Origin of the sequence: Streptomyces sp. NPDC056373 (assembly GCF_042262425.1) — a bacterium.
Lineage (GTDB): Bacteria > Actinomycetota > Actinomycetes > Streptomycetales > Streptomycetaceae > Streptomyces.
In genome coordinates this window covers 258,982-283,031 of record NZ_JBHJPX010000007.1, presented here as the reverse complement: position 1 = coordinate 283,031, position 24,050 = coordinate 258,982, and the positions used below count along the sequence as shown (strand labels likewise).

Below are 24,050 nucleotides of genomic sequence, written 5' to 3'. Positions count from 1 at the left end.
CTGGCACCGCTCGACCCGCACGTCACCCCCGACGGGACCTGCGCGTCACCCCCGGCGAGCTCACACGGTCCTGCCGCTCCGATTTCCCGCGACCTCTACGCGTGACGACAGAAAGCACCTCCACTGATGAAAGACCTCGGCCCCAACGCCTACGTCGAAGACCGGTCGCCGGGCACCGGACGGCTGCGGCCGCGCGCCGCGTTCGCTTCCGACCTGCCCGCGATCGCGCTCGACGGCGACTGGAGATTCCGGCTGGCGTCAGGGCTGGACGACCTCACCGGTGACTTCGCCGCACCGGACTTCGACGACACCGCCTGGGCCCTGCTCGCCGTTCCGTCCTGCTGGCAGATGACCGGCCTGCCCGGCGAGCCCCGCCACGGCGCCCCGGCCTACACCAACATCCTGTACCCGTTCCCCGTCGACCCGCCCCGGGTGCCCCGGCAGAACCCGACCGGCGAGTACCGCCGCGGGTTCGACGTGCCGGACGGGTTCCCCGCGTCGGCCGCGGTGCTCCGCTTCGAGGGCGTCGACTCCGCGTTCGCGGTGTGGCTCAACGGGATCCGGCTCGGCGACGGCAAGGGCAGCCGGCTGACCACCGAGTTCGACGTCTCCGCGGCTCTGCGGCCCGGCCGGAACGTCCTCGCGGTCCGCGTGCACCAGTGGTCCTCCGGCAGCTACCTGGAAGACCAGGACATGTGGTGGCTCTCCGGGATCTTCCGGTCGGTCTCCGTGACCGCCCGTGGTGTCGAGGACTTCTTCGTCCACACCGCCTACGACCACACGACGGGGCAGGGCACCCTCGCCGTCGACGTCACCGCCCCCACCCGGGTGTCCCTGTCGGTGCCCGAGCTCGGCATATCCGCCGCCGATCCGGCCGGCCCGCACGAGATCGACGGTGTCGAGCCCTGGTCGGACGAGGAACCGCGCCTGTACGCGGGGGAACTGGTCTCCGAAGCCGGGGAACGGATTCCGCTGCGCATCGGCTTTCGCACCGTGGCCGTCGTGGACGGTGTCCTGACCGCGAACGGCAGGCCGATCTCCCTGCGGGGCGTCAACCGCCACGAATGGCATCCGCTGACGGGGCGGACCCTGACCGAGGAGACCATGCTGACGGACGTGCTGCTCATGAAGCAGCACAACATCAACGCGGTGCGCACCAGCCACTACCCACCCGACCACCGCTTCCTGGACCTGTGCGACGAGCACGGCCTGTGGGTGTTCTGCGAAGGCGACCTCGAGACGCACGGCTTCGAACCCGGCGGCTGGCGGCGCAACCCCAGCGACGACCTCGCGTGGCGCGAGGCCTACCTGGACCGGGCCGAGCGGCTGGTGGAACGCGACAAGAACCACCCCTCGGTCATCGTCTGGTCTCTGGGCAACGAGTCCGGCACCGGAGCCAACCTGGCCGCCGCGGCCGCGTGGATCCGGCAGCGCGACGACAGCCGCCTGATCCACTACGAGGGCGACTTCGAGAGCTGCGCCTACGTCGACCTGTACTCCCGCATGTACATCGGTGTGGACGAGCTGGCCGCCGTGGGACGCCGCCAGGAGGCACCGACGGCTGATCCGGCCGACGACGCGCACCGCCGCGCCCTGCCGGCCGTGCTGTGCGAGTACGGACACGCCATGGGCACCGGACCCGGCGGACTGTCGGAGTACCAGCAGGTCATCGAGGCACACCCACGCCTGGCCGGTGGATTCGTCTGGGAGTGGATCGACCACGGGATCGCCCGGCTCACCGGTCAGGACAACCCCCGCTCGTACTACGCCTACGGCGGCGACTTCGGCGAGGAGGTCCACGACGGCAACTTCGTCGCCGACGGGCTGCTCTTCCCCGACCGCACGCCGTCGCCGGGCCTGGCCGAGTACAAGAAGGTCATCGAACCGGTCCGGATCCACATCGACCCGGCGGCCCGGCGGATCGATGTGCACAACCTGCACCACGTCCGCGACAGCGGCTACCTGGACTTCCGGTGGACCGTCGAGGACGCGGGCGAGCTGGTGGGCTCCGGCGGCCTGACCGTGCCCGCGACCGCTGCGGGCGCGACGACGGCCGTCGCATGGCCCGCCGGCCTCACCGCGGCACTCGATGCGGTGCGCGAGAACCACTCCGGCCACGAGGTCTGGCTGACCGTGACCGCGGTGCTCGCCGCCGACGAGACCTGGGCGGGGGCCGGCCACGAGATCGCCTGGGGCCAGGGGCTGGTCGTGGCACCGACCGCCTCGCCCGTCCCCTTCACGCCGGCTCCGGCGGTCGCCCGCGACGGGTACATCGCACTGGGTCCCGCGCGGTTCGACGCCCGCAGCGGGGTGCTGACCCGGCTCGGCGACCTGGAGCTCGACGGTCCGAGGCTGGACATCTGGCGGGCCCCGATCGACAACGACCTGCTCAACGCCTTCGGCGAGCCGCAGATCGGCGCCTGGCTCGCCGCCGGACTGCACCGGATGCGCCACGACGTCCTGGGTGTCGAGCCCGACACGTCGGGACTCACGGTCACCGCCCGGCTGGGCGCCGCCGGGTCCTCCTGCGGGCTCGGCGTGGTCTACCGCTGGACGGCCCGCGACACACCGGATGCGGGCCGGGCCCGGCTCCGGCTGGACGCCCTCGTCACCCCCGACGGGCCGTGGCCGGTGCCGCTGCCCCGGCTGGGAGTCGCGATGGCGCTGCCGGGCACCGACGCCGACGTCGAGTGGTTCGGCCCCGGACCCGGTGAGGCGTACCGCGACTCGCGCGCCGCGGCTCGTGTCGGCCGCCACCGGTCGACCGTCTCGGCGATGCAGATCCCGCAGGTCCGCCCGCAGGAGAACGGCAACCGCCACCAGGTCCGCAGCGCCAGGATCACCACACCGGGCGGCACCCTGCTCGTCACCGGCGACCCGGTCATCGACCTGACCGTTCGTCCCTGGAGCACCGAAGCCCTGGCCACCGCGTCCCACCAGCACGACCTGGTCGGCGACGGCAGACTCCATCTGCACCTCGACCACGCGCACCACGGCCTGGGCAGCACCGCATGCGGCCCGGGCCCGTCGGCACCGAGCGTCCTGGCCGCGGTCACCACCGCGTTCGCCCTGGAGTTCGGCACCGGCCGGTAGGCAGGCCTGCACGCCCGCCCACCGGCCATCCAGCAAGTCCTCTCCCTGTCACAGAAGGTTTCCTCACATGGACAGCACCACCATACGCAACCGCAGACTCCTGTCGTTCGCCACCGCGGCCCTCCTCACGGCCGGCCTCAGCGCGTGCGGCGGCACCGAAGACACCTCCGGCAACGGTCCGGCCGCGGAACCGAGCCACAGCGGGCCGGTGAGCATGGAGTTCTGGGGCTGGGCCCCCGGCTACGACAAGATCGTCGACCAGTGGAACGCCGCCCACCCGAACAGCAAGGTCACCTTCAAGAAGATCCCGTCGGGCGGCAAGGGCGGCTACACCCAGATCACCAACGCGATCACCGCCGGCAAGGGCCCGTGCCTGGCCCAGATCGAGTACGGCACCCTTCCGTCGATGCTCGTGAAGAACACGGTCATGGACATCACGCGGTACGCGAAGGCCGACATGGCCAAGTACGTCCCGTCGGCCGTCTCGGCCTCCAGCGTCGGCGGCAAGATCTACGGCGTCCCGGTGGACGTCGGCCCGATGGTCCTCTTCTACCGCAAGGACCTGTTCGCCAAGTACGGCATCAGCAAGCCGCCGGCCACCTGGGCCGCGTACAAGGCCGACGCCGAGAAGGTCGCCGCCGCCGACCGGAGCGTGAAGTTCGGCACCGCGCCCGGCGACGGCAACGATCTGGCGGCCTTCAGCCTGCAGACCGGCAAGTCCTGGTACTCGACCCACGGAGACAGCTGGACCGTCAGCATCGACAACCCCGGCACACGGAAGGTCGCCACCTTCTGGCAGGGCATGAAGGACAAGGGTCTGGTGACGAAGACCGGCAACGCCTGGGACCCGCAGTTCGACAAGGCCGCCGAGGCCGGCAAGGTGCTGACGTTCGTCAACGCGGCCTGGGCCGCCGGCGGCCTGAAGTCGGACCTGAAGGACCAGTCCGGCAAGTGGGCGGTCGCCCCGATGCCGACCTGGAGCGCCGGCGACGGCAAGAGCGCCAGCAACGGCGGCTCGGCCACCTCGGTGATGACCGGCTGCAAGACCCCCCGCGAAGCAGAGCAGTTCGCCGCGTTCCTCTCCTCCGACCCCAAGGCCGTGAGCACGGGCATCACCGTCGGCGGCCTGTACCCGGCCTCGAAGGCCGGGCAGAACGACCCGTCACTCGCGGCGGGTGACCCCTACTTCGGCGGTCAGAAGGTCGGCGAGCTGTACAAGGCCTCCGCCGCACAGGTGCCCACCAACTGGACCAACGGCCCGACCTACCAGCAGGTCGAGACGGACTTCACCACAGCCATCGGCCAGGGCACCCTGCCGGCCGCGGTCACCAAGGTCCAGGCCTCGACGGTCGCCGCGATCAAGCAGCTCGGACTGTCGGTCACCGGCGGCTGAGGCAGCGGGACTCCAGCCGACCCGAAGGGTTCCCGCGGCCGCCCGTAGCCGGCGCCGCGGGACCCCGCTCCCCGACGACGAACCGCCCGAGCGAGGTTTCCATGAGCAGTCCCAGCAGCGCCCCGACCGCGTCACCGCCGCGGCCGGTACCCGCGGTCACCCCCCGGGTCCCACCTGCCGGTCGGCGCCGGCGCGGCACCGGACGCCGTACCGCGTTGACCGCGACGGGTTTCCTGGCGCCGTTCGCGGTGCTCTTCCTGACGATGATGATCGCGCCGATCTGCTACGCGGTCTACCAGAGCTTCTTCACCGTCCACCGCGCCGGGCTGTTCGGCGGCACGCAGTCCACGGAGTTCGCGGGACTGTCCAACTACGCCGCCGCCTTCGGCGACCACGACTTCATCGCGTCGATCGTCCGGGTCGTGCTGCTGGGCTGCGTCCAGGTCCCGGTCATGCTCGGCCTGGCCCTGCTGCTGGCGCTCCTGCTGGACTCCCGCTCGGCCCGGCTGCGCAAGACCTTCCGGCTCGCGTTCTTCCTGCCCTACGCGCTGCCGGGTGCGATCGCCGCGGTGATGTGGTCCTTCCTCCTGGCGAAGAGCCTGTCGCCGTTCACCGGACCGCTGTCCCACATCGGGATCACCACCGACTTCCTGTCGCCGTCATGGGTCCCGGTCTCGATCGGGAACATGATCACGTGGGGCTGGACCGGCTACAACATGCTGATCATCTACTCCGCGCTGCAGACGATCCCCGCCGAGGTGATGGAGGCCGCAGCGCTCGACGGCTGCACCGGATGGCGTCTGGCGTGGGCGGTGAAGATCCCGCTGGTGCGTCCCGCGCTGGTACTGACCACGGTCTTCTCCATCATCGGGACGGCGCAGCTGTACACCGAGCCCGCGGTGCTGGCCGGAGCCCGCATCCCAGGTGTCTCGCCGAAGTTCTCCCCGATCATGAACACCACCCTGGGCATGGACCTGGGCGACCAGAACCTCGCCGCCGCCGAGTCCGTGGTGCTCGCGCTCATCACGCTGGTGCTCTCGTTCGGATTCCTCAAGTACACCCAGCGCAAGGGAGCGATGGCATGAGCGCGATCCAGGCCGTCCGGCCGACCCGGCCGGGCCGGCGCGGCCCCGACATCGCGAGCAAGGTCGCCGTCAACGCGGTGCTGGGCCTGATGGCCCTGTACACGCTGATCCCGCTGTGGTGGCTGTTCGTCTCCGCGACCAAGGGCTCGGGCTACCTCTACACCGGTATGCCGTTGTGGTTCTCCCATTTCGACCTGGTCGCCAACATCAGGACCGTGTTCAGCTTCGAGGGCGGTGTCTTCTCCACGTGGCTCGCCAACAGCGCGCTGTACAGCCTCGCGGGGGCGACCGTCAGCACCCTGCTGTCGGCGATGGCCGGCTACGCACTGTCCAAGTTCGAGTTTCGCGGCCGGGAAGGCGTGTTCAACGTCATCCTCGCCTCGGTTCTCGTTCCGGCACCGATGTTCGCGCTGCCGTTGTTCATGCTCATGGCCAAGCTCGACCTCACGAACTCCTACTGGTCGGTGCTGCTGCCCAGCTGCGTCAGCCCGTTCGGCGTCTATCTGTGCCGGATCTTCGCCGCGGCGTCCGTCCCGGGCGAACTGCTGGAGGCGGCCCGGCTCGACGGAGCGGGCGAGCAGCGCACCTTCTTCGGGATCGCCCTGCCGCTGATGGGTCCGGCGCTGGTGACCGTCTTCCTGTTCCAGTTCGTCGGCATCTGGAACAACTACCTGCTGCCCTCGCTCATGCTCAACTCCCCCTCGCGGCTGCCCGTCACGGTGGGCCTGGTGCAGTGGCGCTCGGAGTTCGCCAACGGCGTGCCGCCGCTGCTGCCGATCACCGGCGCGTTCCTGTCGCTGATCCCCCTGCTCGTCGCCTTCATCAGCCTCCAGCGGTTCTGGCGCAAGGGACTGACCGCGGGCGCCGTCAAGTAGCGCGTCGCGGGCACGGTGGTCCGCGGCGGCCTGGAAAGGCGTCCCGTGCGGCACGCCCGGGAGGGGCGGACCGGCCGGCGCCGCTCCGCCCCTCCCCAGGTCATGGTCGAACTGTCAGGACGTCAGGGGAGCTTGGCCAGAGTCCACTGCTGGTTCGTGGTGCCTCCGGCCGGCCACTGGTCGATGATTCCTCCGTCGCTGGTGGAGTTGCCGAGGACATCCATCCGGTACCCGTCCAGGCGGGACTCGATGATGTAGTGGCCGTTGTCGGTCGGGGCGATCTGCCACTGCTGGTTCGGGCTGCCGGTGGGGGTCCACAGCTGCAGCTGGGTGCCGGGCCAGGCGGTGGCGTGGTCGATGTCGAGGGCCTTGCCGCTGCCGACGCCGATGATGCTGTAGTAGCCGGCGCTGTTGCGGGTCAGCTTCCACTGCTGGTGGGTGCCTCCGCCGTACGTCCACTGGTCGATCTTCGTGCCGTTGGCGGTGGCGGCGCCGACCGCGTCCAGCACCTTGCCGCTCTGGACGCCGGCGATCTTGTAGGTGCCGGAGAGGTCGGGCACGGTCCCGGGGGTGATGGACAGGTTGGAGTACTGGACGGGGTAGAAGCCGGCCGTGCCGAGACCGACGAGGCCTCCGCCGTAGCTGCTGTCGGTGACCGTCCCGACGGTGGTGCCGTCGATCTTGGCGGTGATGGTGCTGCCCTGGAAGGACAGAGCCATGTTGTGCCAGGTGTTCGTGCATCCCGCCTCAACACGTCCCGCTCCACGCCCCTTTGAGGTAGCCCCATGCCGTTGTCGCACGACCACATCCGCACCACCGTCGCCACCTACCTCGCTCGCCACCCTCACGAGCGCGAGCAGCTCGGCGGACTCCTGGCCGCCCTCGACCGTCCCACCGACATCGCCAGCCGCTCCGCCTTCACCGGCCACGTCACCTGCGGCGCGATCGTCGTCGACGCGCTCGGCCGTGTCCTGCACGTGCTGCACCTTGCGAGCGGGAAGGTTCTCGCCCCCGGCGGACACGCCGACCCCGCCGACGAGTCCCTGACAGGGGTGGCGTTGCGGGAGCTGCACGAGGAGACCGGGATCCCACCCCGAGCCGTCACGCCGTGGCCCGGCTACGAGACCGTGCCGTTCGACATCGACGTCCACGACATCGACGCCCGCCCGGGCAAAGGCGAACCCGGCCACCAGCACTTCGACCTCCGGTTCCTCTTCCGCCTGCGCACCACAACCGAGTTGCCGCTGGTGCTGCAGGAAGCAGAGGTCGGCGGCATCGAGTGGCGGCCAGTTGACCGGGTGACCTCCCCCTCCCTGCGCGACAAGCTGCTCAAGCTCCCGTCCAAGGCCGAACCGGAGGCGGCCAATGCCTCCGCCCTGATCTACAACGACCGCGGCGAGTACCTGCTCCACCTGCGCGACTACTTCCCCGGCGAGATCTGGGAGCCGGGCATGTGGTCACTGCTGGGCGGTGGCCGAGAGCCCAAGGACGCCACCCTGGAACACACCGTCCGGCGCGAACTGGCCGAGGAAACGGGTCTCCACATCGCCGACCTGACCCCGTTCGGCATCGAGTACGCCTCCGACGACGCCGGTGCGAGCGTGCCCATCGCCATCTACGCCGGCCGCTGGAACGGCGATCCGCGCGAACTCAGCCTGACGGAAGGGGTGATGCTGGCCTGGTTCGCCCCCGACGACCTCCACCGCCTGCGCATCGCAGACACCACCCGCGACCTCGTACGGCGCCACGCCGCCAGCGTCCCCGCCAACGCTTCCGGCACTGTGTCGCAGAGCGGGCTCTCGTCACACGAGGAGCGCCGCCCAGCTTCGCCTCACGGCACGGTCCTCAACATCATCGGCGTCCACCTCTACCTGGAGCGCCCCGACGGGACGGTGCTGCTCGGGCTGCGCCACCCCGACTCCGCGTTCGCGCCGTCCACCTGGCACGTCCTGGCCGGCCACTGCGAGCAGGAGAGCGCCATCACCTGCCTGATCAGGGAGGCACGGGAGGAAGCCGGCCTGCGCATCGAGCGCCAGGACGTCGAACTCGTCCACGTCGTCCACCACATCGACCGCGCCGGGGACCGGCCCCGCATGGGCCTGTTCTTCCGCGCTCGCACCTGGACCGGCGAGCCGGAACTACGCGAGCCGGACAAGTGCACCCAGTGGAAGTTCTGGGACCCTGCCGCGCTGCCCGACAACCTCGTTTCCTATACCCGCCAAGCCATCGCGAAGATCCAGAACGGGGACCTGTACAGCGAGACGGGATGGCCCGCATGACCGGCACCCCGAGCGGCGCACACCGTCGCCTGGCCACTGCAACTGCGGCCGGCCGTGAGGACACCCGCCTGGTGGTGATCCGCGGCAACTCGGCGTCAGGCAAGTCAAGCGTGGCCCAGGGCCTGCGAGATCACTACGGCCGCGGTATCGCGATCGTGGGCCAGGACGTGATCCGCCGGAACGTGCTCAGGGAACACGACACCGCGCGCGGCGCCAACATCGCCCTGCTGGGCAGGATCGCACGCGAAGCACTGAACGCCGGCTTTCACGTGGTGCTCGAAGGGATCCTGTACGCCGACCGCTACAGCCACATGATCACGTCTCTGGTACGGGACCACCGCGGCATCTCCTGCTGCTACTACCTGGACGTGCCGCTGGAAACGACGTTGGTCCGACACAGATCGAAGGCGGATGCCGCGTACCTGGCGCAAGTCACCGACAGCCACCTCGCCTCCTGGTACCGCGAACTGGATCTGCTGCCCGGCGGTCTGGAGACCGTGATCCCGGCCGACAGCACGCTGCAGGACACCATCACGCGCATCCTGCGCGAAACCGACCTGGCCTCTGCCTCCCCCATCCCGCCACCGCAGTGCAAGCCGCCGCAGGGACACTCGATGAGCAGTCCGGTGTTGATGTCCGATCCGCAGGTCGCCGCGATCCCGCTGCGCGAGTGCGGGGAGCCTCTCGTCGACGTACGTGACCACAGCTTCCGCGTCGATCCCCGCAAGCAAGATCCGCTGGGCGCGTTCGCCCACGTCCGCGAGGGCGTCCTGGCCCGGCTGGAGCACGCCCGCTCGCTCCTGCCCGCCGGCACCGACCTGCTGTTCATCGAGGGCTATCGGCCGCCGGCCCTACAGCAGCGCTACTTCACCGAGTACCGGGACGAGCTGGCCGCCGCTCATCCCGACTGGGCAGCTGAGCAGCTCCACCAGGCCGCCAGCCGGTACGTGTCACCACCGGAGATCGCGCCCCACTCCGCGGGCGCGGCTGTAGACGTGACTCTCGCCGACCAGGACGGCCACGAACTCGACCTCGGTACCCGCGTCAATGCCTCCCCCGAGGAGAGCGACGGCGCCTGCTTCACTCACGCCCCGAACGTCAGCGATCGCGCGCGCCACCACCGCATGCTGCTGCTCAACGCCATGGAGAACGCAGGTTTCAGCAACTATGCGACCGAGTTCTGGCACTTCTCGGTAGCGGATCGGTACGACGCGTTGATGCGGCAGGAGCCGCACGCGCGCTACGGACCGATCGAACTGCCGTAGCGCGCCGGCATCCTCGTCCACTTCATCGCCACCCACGCCGATCCGGAAACACAGGAGCGCGGCCACCGGACCCTGGCCCGGTTGGGATCCCAAGGCCGCGACGGACGGACCTCATCGAACGGAGGCACGTATGCCCGACGACACCCAGCAGGCGATCCCAGCCGTCCCGAGTCCGGCGACCGGACGTGAACCACAAGAGCACCACATGCACCTGCTCGGGCGGTACTACCGCCAACTGGAAGCAGGCCGCAAGACGATCGAAGTGAGGGTGGCCACCCCGCAGAAGCGCGCCGTCGCAGTCGGCGACACGGTCGTCTTCCACGACCGGGACACCGGGCGGGAACTCGACGTCATCGTGCAGCGGATCACGCCGTACCACTCCTTCGAGGATCTGCTCAGCTCGGAGGACACCGTGCGTATCGACCCGGACGGGCCGCCCGGCGAACTGCTCGCCAACCTCCGAAGCATCTACCCGCCGGCCAAGGAAGCCCTCGGCGTTCTCGCCCTCGTATTCGACCACCGCCCTGCCCGGCCCGGCCGCCCCATGCCGATGACACCCACGCAGTGCGCGCAGACCGTCTCCACCCCCACCCAGAAGGCGACCGTGCCCGCCGAGGATGCTGGTAAGCCCGGGCTATCAGAACCTGCGGATTGACCCGTGGTTGAGGTCGTCAGTTACGACCACGGGGCGCACATGATCACGGCCATTCCAGGCGACGGCCATTCCAGGCGACGGCCGTTCCAGGCGGGCGAGGGCTCCCATGATGTCGAAGCGATCGGGGCGGTGCCCGTGGGCGATCATGTGCCAGGTGATCGACCTGGCACCCACCCGAAAGAAGGTCTCGGACCGGGTGGTGGGATGGTGCACGCCCGCGGCCCCCTGCGAGCGAACCGGTGTGCTACGGCCGCCCGGCAGACCTGTACGGGTCTCAGGACATGCTGCCCCGGCACACCGTCCCAGGGGCCGGGGTGTGACCCGTGCGGAGGTATTGGTCGACCGTCTCCTTGACGCAGCGGTTCTGCGGGTATGTGCCGTGGCCCTCCTCCTCGGCCGTCAGGAGCACGCCCACGCCGTCGCCCAGGGCGCGGGCCATGTGTCGGGCGCCGGGGTAGGGGGTAGTCGGGTCGCCGGTGCCGCCGACCACCAGGACGGGGGCCGCGCCGTCGGCGTTCACCTGGGGCGTTGCGCGCTCGCCGTCGAACGGCCAGTCGTAACAGAGGTAGACGCCGGTGGACCAGGCCGCGCCGAAGACGGGTGAGGCGGCCTTGACGCGGGCCTCGTCCCTGTCGAGGGCTTCGAAGCCGGGGCGCAGGCTGGAGTCCGCGCAGGTGATCGCGGTCCGGGCGACGCTGCTGCTGTCGGGCGGGGTCGCCGCGCGGTCGGCGGAACCCATGTCGGCCGCACCGCTGCTCATCGGACCGCCGTCGTTGTGGTCGATCAGCGCGGTGAGGGCCTTGGCGAGCGGCGACCAACCGTCCGTGCCGAGGACGAGATGGTCTCCAACGCTGTGCGCGAGGTCGTCGGCGTCCAGGTTCCTTCCCCCGCCGGCCGGGGCGGGCTTCTTCTCCAAGCGGTCGGCCAGGCGCGCCATGCGTCGCGCGGCCTCCTCGGGCCCGTCACCGGTCGGGCAGTGGCGGATACGTGCCGCGCAGTGCGCAACGAACCGGTCGAACGCCGCCTGGACCGCCTTGACCTGCGAGACCTGCTCCTCGCTGAGGTCCTCGGTCGGATCGACGGGCGCTTCGAGGACGAGCCGTCCGACGTGGGACGGGAACAGGTGGGCGTAGACCGCGCCGAGCGCCGTGCCGTACGAGACCCCGAAGTAGTGCAGCCTCTCGTCGCCGAGGAGATAGCGCATCAGGTCGAGGTCGCGCGCGGTGTGTGAGGTGCCGATGTACGGCAGGAGCGCCCCGGAGCGCTCGGCGCAGGCGTCGGTCCCGTCGTAGCCGGTGTCGTCCGCGGTCTTTCCGCAGCGCACGGGGATGGTCGCGCCGACGCCGCGCGGGTCGAAGGAGACCAGGTCGTAGCGGTCGAGGAGCGGCTTGTACTGGTTGAGCCGTTCGGGCAATCCGCTCACACCGGACACGCCGGGGCCGCCGAAGTTGAGGACGAGCGAGCCGATGCGCCGGGCGTCAGGGCCGGTGGCCTTGCGGCGGATCAGAGCGACGTCGATTGTCCTGCCGTCTGGTTTCCGGTAGTCGAGGGGGGTCTTCATGACGGCGCAGTCGTAGCCATTGCGCGCGGTGGGCGGCGAGGTGCAGCGGGACCAGTGGAGGTGCTGGCCGGTGGTGAGCGCGGTGGGCAGACCGGCGGGCGGGTTGTTCGCGGTGAACTCCGTACGCGGTTCCGCACTCCGGCCGGGAGCGTCGTGCTGGAGCCAGGCGCCGATGGCCCCGATCGCGGCGAGGACGACCCCTGCGAGGATGAGCGCACCGGCCGAGAGGCCCGGTCTGCGGCTTCGTAACGGACGTGCGTCACTCATTGAAATCCCCGCGCTCCCGCCCCTGGACGCCCAGGCCCCGTGCCCGTATGCCCGTACCCTTGATCGTCCGATCGTCGAATGAGTGTGCAGGGTACTAGCCCCCTCTGACAGCCCGGCTCGGGAGAGTGCCCGGAAGTATTGACCGCCCCGTGCTCACGCGACTCCCCCTGCGGTCCGGCCCGGCGTGTGCTGGACGCTGGACTGCTGCGTGTGCGGGTGGGAAGGCCGTAGCCGCCCCGCTGACCGCGACCGGCCGCCTGTGTCTGGCCCGGTGAGTCGTCGACGGACAAAGAGCTGCTGGTGTAGAGGTCGTACCCGGGCCACTCGATCCAAGCCCGTTCGGATCCGGGCTTCTCGAGGTAACAGGTGTTCTGGTAGACGTAATTGGCCGGCGCCTGGACTCTGCAATTCCAGGTGTATGTCCCTGCGGCCAGGTAGGCGTTGCGATCGACATAACCCGGATCCACCGGAGCGTAAGCTCCGCCGAGAGTGACACTCCAGTGGTATGTTCCGGCTGCCAAGCAGACGGTACTGCTCATCTCGGCCTCGTCCCCTGGTGACCATTTCTCAGGACGAGAAATTCCATGGCTCAGCCGCTGCCAAACTGCCACGATGCTGTTCCCTGAAGCGGAGGGCATGTGTTCGTCTTCGTGTGTGTGGGATGCGGCGCCGAGCTGACCACCGCGCTGTCCCAGGTGGCCATGCCGGTCCACGCCTACCCAAAAGTACGGGAACGGGATTCAGCTCCCGGTCCAAGCATTTTCCAGCACACTCTTGTCCGGCTACCAGCCATCCGCAACCAGTGGCTGCGCAAGATCCTTGGAAACCTTACGCAGGGCATGCACGCCCGGATCTTTTAAGAGGATGTCTCACGTGGCGAGTTTCGCGAGCTTCTTGTAGCAGGTGAGGGCGGCTGCGAGGCCGGGGAAGGCGAGGACGTGAGATCCCTTTCGCTCGTACCGGACGGTGAGCCGGCCGGAAGCCGAACAGCCAGGCGATCGACCGCTCGATCTTCGAGCGGTGCCGGCCGAGCCGCTCGCTCGATTCGATCCCGGGACGCGCGATGCGCGGGACGAGCCCTCGCTCGCGCAGCCAGGTGAGGTGCTCGGCGGAGACATACGCCCTGTCCGCGCGGAGTTTGACGGGCCGACGCCGTCGCGGCCCGCGGCGGGAGCGGACGGCGGGTACACCGCGGATCAGCGGCTTCAGAGCCAGGCTGTCGTGGGTGTTCGCACCGGACACCCCGACGGCCGGCCGGATGCCCTGGCCCTCGGACAGCACATGCGGCTTGCTGCCCTTCTTGCCGCGATCGACCGGGTTCGGCCCGGTCAGCGTGCCCCCCCTTTTGACCCGGACCGAGACGGCATCGACGATCGCCGAGGCCCAGTCCAGCTCGCCCCGCGCACCGAGTCACGGAGCGGTCCCGCCGCCCTGCGGACGGGAGTTGAACGACAGCGGCAACGGTGCGACCAGCTCCCACAGACCGTCAGGAACCAGCCGCTGCGACATATCGACACCCACAAGCAGCAATGATGCCGCAGCTCACCACACGAGCACATGAGACATCCTCATTAAGAAGAGCCTGTATGAGACCGCGTTATGGGGCAGCCGTGCAACGCATACTCCGGCCGTACTCTCGCCTTACAGCAAAGCATTCTTTCACTCCGGCCGATGCTGGCGTATCACTTCACGGGCACTTTCATTCCGAACAGTTTCTCTGCATTTCGGAATGCAATCTTTTCCTTGTCTTCGCGTGGCAAATCGACTCCGCGGAACCAGTCAGTCTGCTCCTTTATGTCCGCGAACGGGTAGTCGGTTGCGAACATCACTCGATCCACGCTTATGTACTTCAGCAGGAGATCGAGCAGTTCGGTCTGGGGGAATGCGCTGGTTGTGACCCAGAAGTTGTCCTGGAAGTATTGCCCGATGGGCTTCTCGAGCGAGTCTTTGGTCGGCTCGCCCATGTCATTGACGATCCGCTCGTAGTAGAAGGGAAGACCTTCACCCATGTGGCCGATGATGATTTTCAGTTTGGGGAATCTGTCGAAAACTCCGTACGCGATCATCCGAATGCATTGGGTCAGCACCTCCTGGTGCCAGCCATATCCAGACCCACTGAAAATGTAGTCTTGATACTCTTCCGTGTATTTTGACCGTGTGGTGCTGTAGTAGATCTTGAAGACCTCGTCAGCTGGATAGCCCGGATGCAGGTAGATCGGCACGTCGAGAGCAACGGCACGTGCCAGCACAGGCTCGAAATCGGGATGATCGAGATACTTCTTCGCGATGTGTCCGTTGGTCAGGGCACCCAAGAAGCCATCTTCCCGAACCGAGCGTTCCAGTTCGTCCGCCGCCGCCTCCGGGCTCTGCAAGGGCAAGGTGGCGAAAGCCTTGAAGCGGTCCGGATATCTGGCGATCGGCCCGTCTACAAGTTGCCGGTTGAGACGATAGGCAAGGTCGATGCCCCTCTGCCCAGGGACATTTTGTGCGGAGGGTGTATGAGCAGAGAGGATTTGAACGTTGAGTCCCCCCGCATCCATATCGCCGATGCGGCGTTGGCCTAGATCCGAAAGACCAATTTCCTCAAGGAACGCTATATGATCCTGATTGATGGAGTTCAACTTCAACAACGTGGGAGTCGAAAAGGTCTCCTCCGTGCCGATGAAGGGCAGGTCCTGGTCCCGCCGTGAAATGTCCGAAGTCTTGTCCGAAGTCTTGTCCGAAGTCTCGTTCTCGCTCGCTTCCGAGAGAATGGCGTGCGTGGACAAGCCGGCACCAATGCCAAGTGCCGTGCTGGCGGTCAGAAAGCCGCGGCGTCCCATGGGCTTCATGTCAGTCCCTCTCTTCAGGCGTTACTGCGGTCGTCATCCCTCTGGAGACAGGCGGTACGCCGTTACTCCGACGGGAGTACTCTCCGGAGCGGCGTTCGACACCCGCACGAGAATCAAGGCCCGTCGCAACTGGGCCCGAAGTCCAGGGTCCGGGCCGCGCTTTCCCCGATGGTGCCGCGTCGACTGCCATCACCAGCCTTCTACATACGGGTTGCATCGCTTATCCGCATGCCTACTTCCTACAGAGCGAACCTGAGACGAACGTTAAAGAGCTGCTCACGCGCTCTGCCAAATGATCAGTTGTGGGAGCTTCTCGAGCCGGTGCTTCCGCCGTGGCCCGACGAAGGCGCCCGGTCCGCGGCCGGTGCCGGATCGGCAGTGCCTGCAGGGCATCTTGTACGTGCTGCATACCGGGATCGGCTGGGAAGACATTCCGCAGGAACTCGGCTTCAGGTCAGGCATGACGTGCTGGCGGCGGATCAAGCGGTGGATCCACGCCGGGGTGTTCGACGATCTGCATCGGATCCTGCTTGCCCAGCTGAACGCGGCAAACGAGATCGACTGGTCCCGGGCTGTGATCGACGGCAGCCACATCGACACGAAAAAAGGGGGTCCCGGACCTTGAGTTCGCCCCCATTTCCAGCCCCCACGTGAGCGGAGTCGAGGGCCACGCGCGAGACGTCGATGAGGACCACGTTGCATTTGGCGTGGTCGGTAGCATTCGGCCGTGACGATCTTGGAGCGTCTTGTCCTGGACGGCTGTGGGAGTTGTTCCAGCGGGTGATACCGGTGGCGCCGACTCGTCCGCAGGGCGGCGGGCGACGCCGCTACGGGGACCGGAAGGGCTGGCCGCAATCTTGTTCGTGGCCACCTCCGGGTGCACCTGACGGCAGGTTCCCGAGGGGTTCGGTCCGTCGTGGTCGACCCACGAACCCCTTGCGCGTGCGATTCCGCCGATCCGATCTCGCCGCGGTCCCCGGACGTCTTCCGGCAGGCGGGCAGAAGTCCGTGGTAATTGACCGCCCACCTTCCGATGAGCAGCCACCAGAGCTGACGCGTTTACGCAGGTCAGCGCACCCTTCCCCGCGGCTTCAGAGGCACCGCCGGCAGCTCAGGGGCAGCCAGCGGATCACCGTCGTACCCCTTCACCTCGCCGAACCGCGTCCCCTCCATCCAGTCCCGCCGCGCCTGCTCGATCTCCCCCTGCGTACGCCCGATCCAGTTCCAGAACATGATCAGTTCCTCCTCGAACGGTTCGCCGCCCAGGAGCATCAGGCTCGCGTCCGACTCCGCCCGCAGGGGCAGTTCGCCGCGGCCGCAGCCGAGATAGAGCATGGAGCCGGGCAGGACGGGGACGCCGTCGACGTGGGCTTCGCCGGACATGGACAGGACCGCGTACTCGAAGTCCGGCTCGACGGGGAGGCGTACGTCCGTGCCTCGGGTCAGGGTCAGGTCGGCGCCGACGATCGGGGTGTACGCGGTGCCCGGTGAGGTCGCCCCGTCCAGGCCGCCGAGGATCAGCGTCGCCTTGACGCCGGGTGCCGTGACGACCGGCAGGTCGGCGTGGTGTTCGAAGCGCGGGTCGGCGTGGCGGTGGCTGTCGGGGAGCGCGACCCACAACTGCGCGCCGTGCAGGAAGCGGGCGTGCGAGCGCGGGCTCTCCTCCGAGTGGCTGATGGCACGGCCGGAGGTCATCAGCCCCAGTTCGCGGGGGCGGATCGTCTGGAGGCTGCCGGTGGAGTCGCGGTGCAGCACCTCCCCCTCGTGCAGCCAGCTCACCGTCTGCAGACCCATGTGGGGGTGCGGCGGAACCTGCATTCCGGGCTCGTCGGCGATGTCGTCGGGACCGTAGTGGTCGACGAAGCACCAGGCCCCGACCATGCGGCGGCCCAGGTTGGGCAGCAGCCGGCGGACCTCGCCGGCCTCGCCCAGCTTCACGCGGCGAGGGCTGAGAAGTTCACGCACCGGCTCCGCCACCACGAAGCCACGGCCGCCGCACAGGGAGGGGGCCGCTTCGCGCTCGAGATTGCTCATGGAGCACAACCTAGTCCGGCGCACGGGCCTGCGTCAGCGTCCTGTTCGCGCCGTGGCGCAGGGGCGCGTCGCGGACGTCCGCAGGACTTGGGTCGGCGTCATGTTCGGGCCGTGGGCGTGAGCGCGTGTCGCGGGCGCCCCGGAGAACCGTAGCGGCCGCGACGGCGTGCTCGACGAGCCGGTCACCGAGCGGGCCGGTGCCGGGCCGGCCGCCCTGCCCCGCTCGCCCCGGCCCCCTCCGACCAGCGGAATATCCGACCGGCAGGCTCGGTTGCCGTCCTCGAAGGAGGCACCGAGTGAACACGACCCAGGACACCATGTACTACGCCCACGGAACCCCGGCCGAGCGCTGGGAGCGCGCACAGCTGTTCTTCGACGCCAAGGACTACGCCGCCGCCGCGCGTGTTCTGGTCGGGCTGGTGGAGGAGGTGCCCGAGCAGACCGGGCCCCGGCTGCTCCTGGCGCGTTCCTACTACCACTCCGCCCAACTGCGCCGGGCCGAGCGCGAGTTGCGAACGATCGTCGAGCGGGACCCCGTGGAGCATTATGCCCGGCTGATGCTCGGCCGCACGCTCCAGCGGCAGAACCGGGACGAGGAGGCGGAGTCGCACCTGCGGATCGCCTCGGCGCTCGCGGGTGACTTCGAGCATCACTGACCCGCACCGCACCCGACGGTGCCCGGCTCCGTGCGGAGCCGGGCACGGTCGGCGTCGGCGGGGTCCGCAGACCCGGCCGGCAAGGAGGCGGCACGCCGGCCCACGTGCCCGGGCCCGCCGTCCCGGTCGCGGCGCTACGAGAGAGGCGTCCCGTACGAGCGGCGCCCCCGCCGGTGAGCGATCTCCCCCAGCAGGATGTCGACGGCGAGGAAGGCGGCCAGCGGGATGCCGAACAGCGGCAGGAAGTACCCGAGTACGGCGATGCCCGCCAGCAGCGGCACCAGGATCCGCGGCGGCACCTGCTGCCAGGCGCCGCGCGGGATCGGACGGCCGAAGGAGCTGCCCCGGCCGCGCTGCCACCACATCCGGTAGCCCCAGACGATCAACAGGATCAGACAGGTCGCGAGCAGCATCAGGGCGATCTGGTTGGCCAGGCCGAACAGGACGCCGGTATGCAGGTCGATGCCCCAACGGGTGAGCTTCGCGAGCACCGGGTGGTCCGCGAAGCGCACCACGTCGGTGACCTCTGCGTCGGCCGGGTCGATCGCGACGGCGTCCTGCTTGGTGGGCCAGCCGCGCTGCACCTGCTTGACCACGTACGCCGAGTTCGCGTCCGCGGGCGGAACGATCTCCACCGGGTCGCCGAGCCCCTCGGCCCGCGCCGCCGACAGGACCTTGTCCAGGCCCACGCCGTGTGCGGCGTCGCCCGCCTGCCCGGCGGCGGAGCCGTGGCCGGCGTGCTCACCGCCTGCGGCCGCCGACACCGACGGGGTGGCCTGGCCGAGCGAGGTGCGCAGCTCGTCGATGGTGGCCCCGGCGTAGGCGGACCAGGTCAGACCGGTCGCCGAGAGGAAGAAGAACCCGATCGCCGCCCACACTCCGACGGTGCCGTGCAGTCCGAGGGTGCGGCGCCGGCCCTTCGCGCCCCGCACCTTGCGCAGGGCGCGGCGCCGGGAGAACCACAGCGCCAGCCCGCCCGCCGAGATCACCCACAGCCAGCTGGCCGCCAGTTCGCTGTACAGCCGCCCCGTCTCCCCGAGGTGCAGGTCCCGGTGGAACTCGTCGATCCAGGTGCGCAGCGGCAGCGCGCCGGTCGAGCCGTACTGTTCGAGGGAGCCGCGCACCTTCGCGGTGTACGGGTCGACGAACACGGCGAGGGCGTGGCCCTCGTCGACGCCCGGCACGCCGGACAGCATCACCCTGGTCGTCGCGTCGGCCTCGGGTGAGGGGCGTACGGCGGAGACGGTGCCCTCGGGGTGGGCCTTGCGGGCGGCGGCCACCTGCTCGCTGATCGGCAGCTTCTTCTCGCCCACGGGGACGGTCAGTTCGTGGTCGTACACGAGCTTCTCGGCCTGGAACGAGCCGGCGTACAGCAGGCCGGTGACGGCGGCGACGAGGAGGAACGGCGCCACCAGCACACCGGCGTAGAAGTGCAGACGGAGGATCAGCGGGCGCAGGGAGGCCCAGCTGCTCTTCGACGGTGCCGGGGCGGCTGGTGGCGGGGCCTCGTCCGTGGTGGTCGAGGGAGCGGTGGTCATCGGCGGGCTTCTCCGGGGACGTCTTCTGGGCCGTTGCGGTGTGAGCGGTGGCCGTTGCGGTGCAGTAGTCGGTGCGGCGGGGCGTTCAGTTCCCGGGGAACACATGTGACGTGCATCACGTAGAGGTGGGGGGTGCCGTGTCATCCTGAGCCGATGGGAACACCGAGCGATCGCGCGCCCCTGGCCGAGCGGGTCGAACAACTCCTCGACGGAGGACTCCCGTTGGCCATCGTCGCGGCCGGTGACCCGGTGCTGCGGCAGGGCACGGAGCCGTACGACGGTCAGCTGGAGCCCGCCCTGCTGGCCCGGTTCGTCGAGGCCCTGCGGGTCACCATGCGCGCGGCCCCGGGGGTCGGCCTGGCGGCGCCGCAGGTCGGCGTGGAGCTGAGGATCGCGGTGATCGAGGATCCGGCGCCGGTGCCGGAGGAGGTGCGGCTCGTGCGCGGGCGGGTGCCGCAGCCGTTCCGTGCGCTGGTCAACCCCTCCTACGAACCGGTCGGCGACGCGCGGGCGGCGTTCTTCGAGGGCTGCCTGAGCGTCCCGGGCTGGCAGGCGGTGGTGGCGCGGCCCGCAGAGGTGCGGCTGACCGGGCAGGACGAGCATGGCCGGATGCTGGACGAGGTGTTCACGGGCTGGCCGGCCAGGATCGTGCAGCACGAGACGGACCACCTCGACGGCGTCCTGTACCTGGACCGCGCCGAGTCTCGCTCCCTGTCGTCCAATCCGGCGATGGCGGAGCGCTGGGCCCAGCCGACACCGGAGGAGGCGGCGCGGGCGCTGGGCTTCGAACTGCCGTAGCGCGCGGAGCCGCCCCGCCGAAATTCGGAGGCGCCCGCGGCGGCGCCTCCGTTACCGTGACCGCATGTCTACGCCCCGAATTTCCTAGCTCAGGACCCACTCCCACGCCACCCGTGTGTCCTCTTGCTTTTTCGGAGCGTTTTCTCATGATCACTGTTCGTGACATCGCCGTGCGCGTGGGCGCGCGTCTACTGCTGTCCGGCGTCTCCTTCCACGTCTCCCCCGGCGACCGCATCGGCCTGGTGGGCCGCAACGGCGCCGGGAAGACGACCCTGTTGCACACCCTGGCGGGCGAACTGCGGCCTGCCGCCGGCTCGGTCTGCCGCACGGCCGGAGTGGGGCATCTCCCCCAGGATTCCCGCGCCGCCGACCAGTCGGTCACCGTCACCGACCGGATCCTCTCCGCGCGGGGCCTGGACCTGGCCGTACGGGCGCTGCGCAGCGCCGAGGCCGCGATGGCCGACGGCACGGACCGGTCGATGAACGCCTATGTGCGGGCCGAAGCCGAGTTCCAGGCGCGCGGCGGCTACGCGGCCGAAGCGGAGGCCGCCCGGGTCGCCGCCGGTCTCGGCCTGTCGTCGGACCTGATGGACCGGCGGCTCAGCGCGCTGTCGGGCGGTCAGCGCCGGCGTGTGGAGCTGGCGCGCATCCTGTTCGCCGGACACGGCACCCTGCTGCTGGACGAGCCGACGAACCATCTGGACGCGGCCTCGATCGCGTGGCTGCGCGGCTTCCTGATGAGCCATCAGGGTGGGCTGGTGATGATCAGTCACGACACGTCCCTGCTGGCCGGCACCGTGAACCGGGTCTTCCACCTGGACCCGGGGCGGGCCGCGCTCGACATCCACAACACCGGCTGGGACACCTACCTGGAGCAGCGGGACGCCGACGAGCGGCGCCGGACGCGCGAGCGGGCGAACGCCGAGCGCAAGGCGGCGGCGCTGCACGCCCAGGCCGGCAAGATGCGGGCCCGGGTGTCGACCGCGGTGGCCGCGCGGAACATGGCGCGTCGCGCGGACCGGCTGCTCGCCGACCTCGAACCGGCCCGGCGCGCCGCGAGGACGGCCAGGATCCGGCTCCCCGAGCCTGCGCCGTGCGGCCGTATCCCGCTCGGCGCGGTGAGCCTGACCAGGTCGTACGGCGGCCGGCCCGTGCTGCGGGGGGTCGATCTGGCGGTCGACCGGGGCAGCCGCCTGGTGGTGCTGGGGCCCAACGGAGCCGGGAAGACCACCCTGCTGCGCATCCTGTCCGGGCAGGACACGCCCGACAGCGGCCGGGTGGTCCACGGGCACGGTCTGCGCCTGGGCTACTTCGCTCAGGAACACGACACCCTGGACCCGGAGTCGACTGTCCAGATGCACCTGGCCGGAGCCGCGCCGCATCTCACCGACGGGGAGGCGCGGCAGGTCCTGGGCGCGTTCCTGTTCACCGGCGACGACACCGGCAAGCCGGTCGGCGTCCTGTCGGGCGGCGAGAAGACCCGGCTGGCCCTGGCGGGTCTGGTGCACTCGGGCGCGAACGTCCTGCTCCTCGACGAGCCCACCAACAACCTGGACCCGGCCTCCCGCGCCGAGGTCCTCGCCGCGGTGGGCACCTACCCGGGCGCGATCGTCATGGTCACGCACGACGAGGGCGCCGTCGACGCGCTGCGCCCGGATCGGGTGCTGCTGCTGCCCGAGGCGGAGGAGGACCTGTGGGACGACGACTACCGGGAACTGGTGGTGCCGGCGCACGCGTGATCCCGGCCGGGGCCGTCCGGCGCGGGGCGCCGGACGGGCCGCGGGTCAGGCGTCGCGGTACGCCTCCAGCAGCCGCAGCCACACCTCGCTGATCGTCGGGTAGGACGGGACGGCGTGCCACAGGCGGCTGACCGGGACCTGGCCGGCGACCGCGATGGTCGCGGAGTGGATGAGTTCGCCGACGCCGGGGCCGACGAGGGTGACGCCGCGCAGGATCTCTTCCTCGACGTCGACGACCATGCGGGCGCGGCCCTGATAGCCGTCGGCGTACAGGCCGGCCCCGGCGACGGTGGACAGGTCGACGTCGACGGCCTTCACCCGGTGACCGGCCTGCTCCGCCTCGGCCAGGGAGAGGCCGACGGCCGCCGCCTCCGGGTCGGTGAAGACGACCTGCGGGACGGCGGCGTGGTCGGCGGTCGCGGCGTGGGCGCCCCAGGGCTCGGCCAGGAGGGTCTCCCCGGTGGCGCGTGCGGCGATGGCGGCGCCCGCGATGCGGGCCTGGTACTTGCCCTGGTGGGTGAGGAGGGCCCGGTGGTTGACGTCGCCGACCGCGTACAGCCAGTCGTGGCCGTCCACGCGGAGGCTGTCGTCGACCGGCAGCCACGAGCCGGGGTCGAGGCCGATCGTCTCCAGGCCGATGTCGTCGGTGCGCGGGGCGCGGCCGGTGGCGAAGAGGATCTCGTCGGCCTCGATGCGGTCGCCCGTGCCGGTGACGGCCACGACGGTTCCGTTCTCCCGGGTCACCGACTCCACCGAGGTGCCCGTACGGACGTCCGCGCCGGCCTCCGTGAGCGCCTCGGCGATCAGTTCCCCGGCGAACGGCTCCATGCGGGGCAGCAGGCCCTTGCCCCGGACCAGCAGGGTGACCTGCGAGCCGAGGGCCTGCCAGACGGTGGCCATCTCGGTGGCGACCACGCCGCCGCCGATCACGATCAGCCGGCCGGGCACGGTCTTGGAGCTGGTGGCCTCCCGGCTGGTCCACGGCTTGACGGCGTCGAGCCCGGGCAGGGCGGGCAGGGCGGCGCGGCTGCCGGTGCAGACGGCGACGGCCTGCCGGGCGGTCAGGACGTGCTCTGCGCCGTCGGGGCCGGTGACCGTCACGGTGCGGGGGCCGGTGAGGCGGCCATGGCCGCGGTACAGGGCGGCGCCGATGGAGTCGAGCCAGCCGACCTGGCCGTCGTCCGTCCAGTTCGAGGTGTAGTAGTCGCGATGGGCGAGGACCGCGGCCGCGTCGAGGGGTCCCTGGACCGACTGGCGCAGGCCCGGGACGCGGCGGGCGTCCGCGCGGGCGATGACCGGTCGCAGCAGGGCCTTGCTGGGCATGCAGGCCCAGTAGGAGCATTCACCGCCGACCAGTTCGCTCTCCACGACCGCGGTGGTCAGTCCGGCGGCGCGGGTGCGGTCGGCGACGTTCTCCCCCACGGGCCCGGCACCGAGCACCACGACGTCGTACGTGTTGGTTTCCGTTTCCGTCATGGGGTCAGTCTGGTGGGTGGTGTGCGCGCTGGCCACATGGGTAGGGGCGCGGAATACGTGTCCGGTCGGCCGTGTTGTGCTGACGGCTTGACCCCACACCAGGAAGAGGGATGTACGCCATGAGCAGCACCGTGGAGCTCACCAAGGAGAACTTCGACCAGACGGTCACGGACAACGAGTTCGTTTTGATCGACTTCTGGGCCGACTGGTGCGGGCCGTGCAAGCAGTTCGCCCCGGTGTACGAGAAGGCGGCCAGGGAGAACCCGGACCTGGTGTTCGGCAAGGTGGACACCGAGGCGCAGCCCGAGCTGGCCGCGGCCTTCGGTATCCAGTCCATTCCCACGCTGATGATCGTCCGTGACCAGGTCGCCGTGTTCGCGCAGCCCGGCGCCCTGCCCGAGGCCGCCCTGACGGACGTCATCGGGCAGGCCCGCAACCTCGACATGGACGAGGTGCGCAAGGCGGTCGCCGAGCAGCAGGCCCAGCAGCCGGCCGAGTGACCCGG

Annotated in this window: 18 protein-coding genes and 2 pseudogenes; 13 read left to right on the top strand and 7 right to left on the bottom strand. The window is 69.9% G+C overall.

The genetic code is table 11. The features are described from left to right. The first annotated feature begins 126 nt into the window (after positions 1 to 126). The 4 genes from ACFCXS_RS17080 to ACFCXS_RS17065 all read left to right on the top strand — a co-directional run bounded on the left by ACFCXS_RS17080 (position 127) and on the right by ACFCXS_RS17065 (position 6,446). Positions 127 to 3,093 (top strand): glycoside hydrolase family 2 TIM barrel-domain containing protein, encoded by a 2,967-nt coding sequence (locus tag ACFCXS_RS17080; RefSeq protein WP_376644133.1) that lies wholly within the window; start codon positions 127 to 129, stop codon positions 3,091 to 3,093. A gap of 67 nt (positions 3,094 to 3,160) precedes the next feature. Next, positions 3,161 to 4,486 (top strand): ABC transporter substrate-binding protein, encoded by a 1,326-nt coding sequence (locus ACFCXS_RS17075; RefSeq protein WP_376644132.1) that lies wholly within the window; start codon positions 3,161 to 3,163, stop codon positions 4,484 to 4,486. A gap of 101 nt (positions 4,487 to 4,587) precedes the next feature. After that, positions 4,588 to 5,571, top strand: a complete 984-nt coding sequence (locus ACFCXS_RS17070) for a carbohydrate ABC transporter permease (RefSeq protein ID WP_376644131.1) — start codon at positions 4,588 to 4,590, stop codon at positions 5,569 to 5,571. Continuing rightward, positions 5,568 to 6,446 carry a carbohydrate ABC transporter permease gene (locus ACFCXS_RS17065; RefSeq protein ID WP_376644130.1) on the top strand — a complete coding sequence of 293 codons (879 nt, stop codon included), beginning with the start codon at positions 5,568 to 5,570 and terminating at the stop codon, positions 6,444 to 6,446. The genes ACFCXS_RS17070 and ACFCXS_RS17065 overlap by 4 nt, the downstream gene beginning before the upstream one ends. 122 nt (positions 6,447 to 6,568) lie before the next feature. Here the strand turns inward: ACFCXS_RS17065 and ACFCXS_RS17060 are convergent, their stop codons facing one another. Then, positions 6,569 to 7,165: an RICIN domain-containing protein gene (locus tag ACFCXS_RS17060; RefSeq protein ID WP_376644129.1), complete on the bottom strand. Its 597-nt coding sequence runs from the start codon at positions 7,163 to 7,165 to the stop codon at positions 6,569 to 6,571. Positions 7,166 to 7,231: 66 nt separating this feature from the next. On the opposite strand from ACFCXS_RS17060, the gene ACFCXS_RS17055 reads away from it, so the two are divergent. The 3 genes from ACFCXS_RS17055 to ACFCXS_RS17045 all read left to right on the top strand — a co-directional run bounded on the left by ACFCXS_RS17055 (position 7,232) and on the right by ACFCXS_RS17045 (position 10,645). Further along, positions 7,232 to 8,725, top strand: a complete 1,494-nt coding sequence (locus tag ACFCXS_RS17055) for an NUDIX domain-containing protein (protein WP_376644128.1) — start codon at positions 7,232 to 7,234, stop codon at positions 8,723 to 8,725. Next, positions 8,722 to 9,990, top strand: coding sequence for a M15 family metallopeptidase (locus tag ACFCXS_RS17050; RefSeq protein ID WP_376644127.1), 1,269 nt, complete (start codon positions 8,722 to 8,724; stop codon positions 9,988 to 9,990). The genes ACFCXS_RS17055 and ACFCXS_RS17050 overlap by 4 nt, the downstream gene beginning before the upstream one ends. 130 nt (positions 9,991 to 10,120) lie before the next feature. Next, a complete protein-coding gene (locus ACFCXS_RS17045; protein ID WP_376644126.1) occupies positions 10,121 to 10,645 on the top strand; it encodes a hypothetical protein in 525 nt (174 codons plus the stop codon). A 274-nt stretch (positions 10,646 to 10,919) separates the two neighbouring features. Here ACFCXS_RS17045 and ACFCXS_RS17040 read toward each other — a convergent pair whose 3' ends face one another. The 3 genes and pseudogenes from ACFCXS_RS17040 to ACFCXS_RS17030 all read right to left on the bottom strand — a co-directional run bounded on the left by ACFCXS_RS17040 (position 10,920) and on the right by ACFCXS_RS17030 (position 15,304). Beyond that, on the bottom strand, positions 10,920 to 12,473 hold the full coding sequence (locus tag ACFCXS_RS17040) for an alpha/beta hydrolase (RefSeq protein ID WP_376644125.1): 1,554 nt from the start codon (positions 12,471 to 12,473) through the stop codon (positions 10,920 to 10,922). Between the two features lie 869 nt (positions 12,474 to 13,342). Then, a pseudogene (locus ACFCXS_RS17035) lies at positions 13,343 to 13,994 on the bottom strand (transposase). 161 nt (positions 13,995 to 14,155) lie between these two features. Continuing rightward, positions 14,156 to 15,304, bottom strand: a complete 1,149-nt coding sequence (locus tag ACFCXS_RS17030; RefSeq protein ID WP_376644124.1) for an amidohydrolase family protein — start codon at positions 15,302 to 15,304, stop codon at positions 14,156 to 14,158. A 292-nt stretch (positions 15,305 to 15,596) separates the two neighbouring features. On the opposite strand from ACFCXS_RS17030, the gene ACFCXS_RS17025 reads away from it, so the two are divergent. After that, positions 15,597 to 15,929, top strand: a complete 333-nt coding sequence (locus ACFCXS_RS17025) for a transposase (RefSeq protein ID WP_376644123.1) — start codon at positions 15,597 to 15,599, stop codon at positions 15,927 to 15,929. A 77-nt stretch (positions 15,930 to 16,006) separates the two neighbouring features. Then, positions 16,007 to 16,188, top strand: a pseudogene (locus ACFCXS_RS17020) (hypothetical protein); the annotation flags it as partial. A 184-nt stretch (positions 16,189 to 16,372) separates the two neighbouring features. Here ACFCXS_RS17020 and ACFCXS_RS17015 read toward each other — a convergent pair. Next, positions 16,373 to 17,338, bottom strand: a complete 966-nt coding sequence (locus ACFCXS_RS17015; RefSeq protein WP_376644122.1) for a pirin family protein — start codon at positions 17,336 to 17,338, stop codon at positions 16,373 to 16,375. A 317-nt stretch (positions 17,339 to 17,655) separates the two neighbouring features. On the opposite strand from ACFCXS_RS17015, the gene ACFCXS_RS17010 reads away from it, so the two are divergent. Continuing rightward, positions 17,656 to 17,994 (top strand): tetratricopeptide repeat protein, encoded by a 339-nt coding sequence (locus tag ACFCXS_RS17010; protein WP_376644251.1) that lies wholly within the window; start codon positions 17,656 to 17,658, stop codon positions 17,992 to 17,994. Between the two features lie 134 nt (positions 17,995 to 18,128). Here the strand turns inward: ACFCXS_RS17010 and ACFCXS_RS17005 are convergent, their stop codons facing one another. Continuing rightward, entirely contained in the window at positions 18,129 to 19,532 is a 1,404-nt protein-coding gene (locus tag ACFCXS_RS17005) for a PepSY-associated TM helix domain-containing protein (RefSeq protein WP_376644121.1), read from the bottom strand. A gap of 153 nt (positions 19,533 to 19,685) precedes the next feature. On the opposite strand from ACFCXS_RS17005, the gene ACFCXS_RS17000 reads away from it, so the two are divergent. Together ACFCXS_RS17000 and ACFCXS_RS16995 are read left to right on the top strand one after the other, a co-directional pair. Beyond that, a complete protein-coding gene (locus ACFCXS_RS17000; protein WP_376644120.1) occupies positions 19,686 to 20,330 on the top strand; it encodes a peptide deformylase in 645 nt (214 codons plus the stop codon). 146 nt (positions 20,331 to 20,476) lie between these two features. Then, a complete protein-coding gene (locus ACFCXS_RS16995) occupies positions 20,477 to 22,069 on the top strand; it encodes an ABC-F family ATP-binding cassette domain-containing protein (RefSeq protein WP_376644119.1) in 1,593 nt (530 codons plus the stop codon). 45 nt (positions 22,070 to 22,114) lie between these two features. On the opposite strand, the gene ACFCXS_RS16990 is transcribed toward ACFCXS_RS16995, so the two are convergent. Beyond that, positions 22,115 to 23,545, bottom strand: a complete 1,431-nt coding sequence (locus ACFCXS_RS16990; protein ID WP_376644118.1) for a dihydrolipoyl dehydrogenase family protein — start codon at positions 23,543 to 23,545, stop codon at positions 22,115 to 22,117. A 119-nt stretch (positions 23,546 to 23,664) separates the two neighbouring features. On the opposite strand from ACFCXS_RS16990, the gene trxA reads away from it, so the two are divergent. Beyond that, positions 23,665 to 24,045 (top strand): thioredoxin, encoded by a 381-nt coding sequence (gene trxA / locus ACFCXS_RS16985; protein WP_376644117.1) that lies wholly within the window; start codon positions 23,665 to 23,667, stop codon positions 24,043 to 24,045. Positions 24,046 to 24,050: the final 5 nt, after the last annotated feature.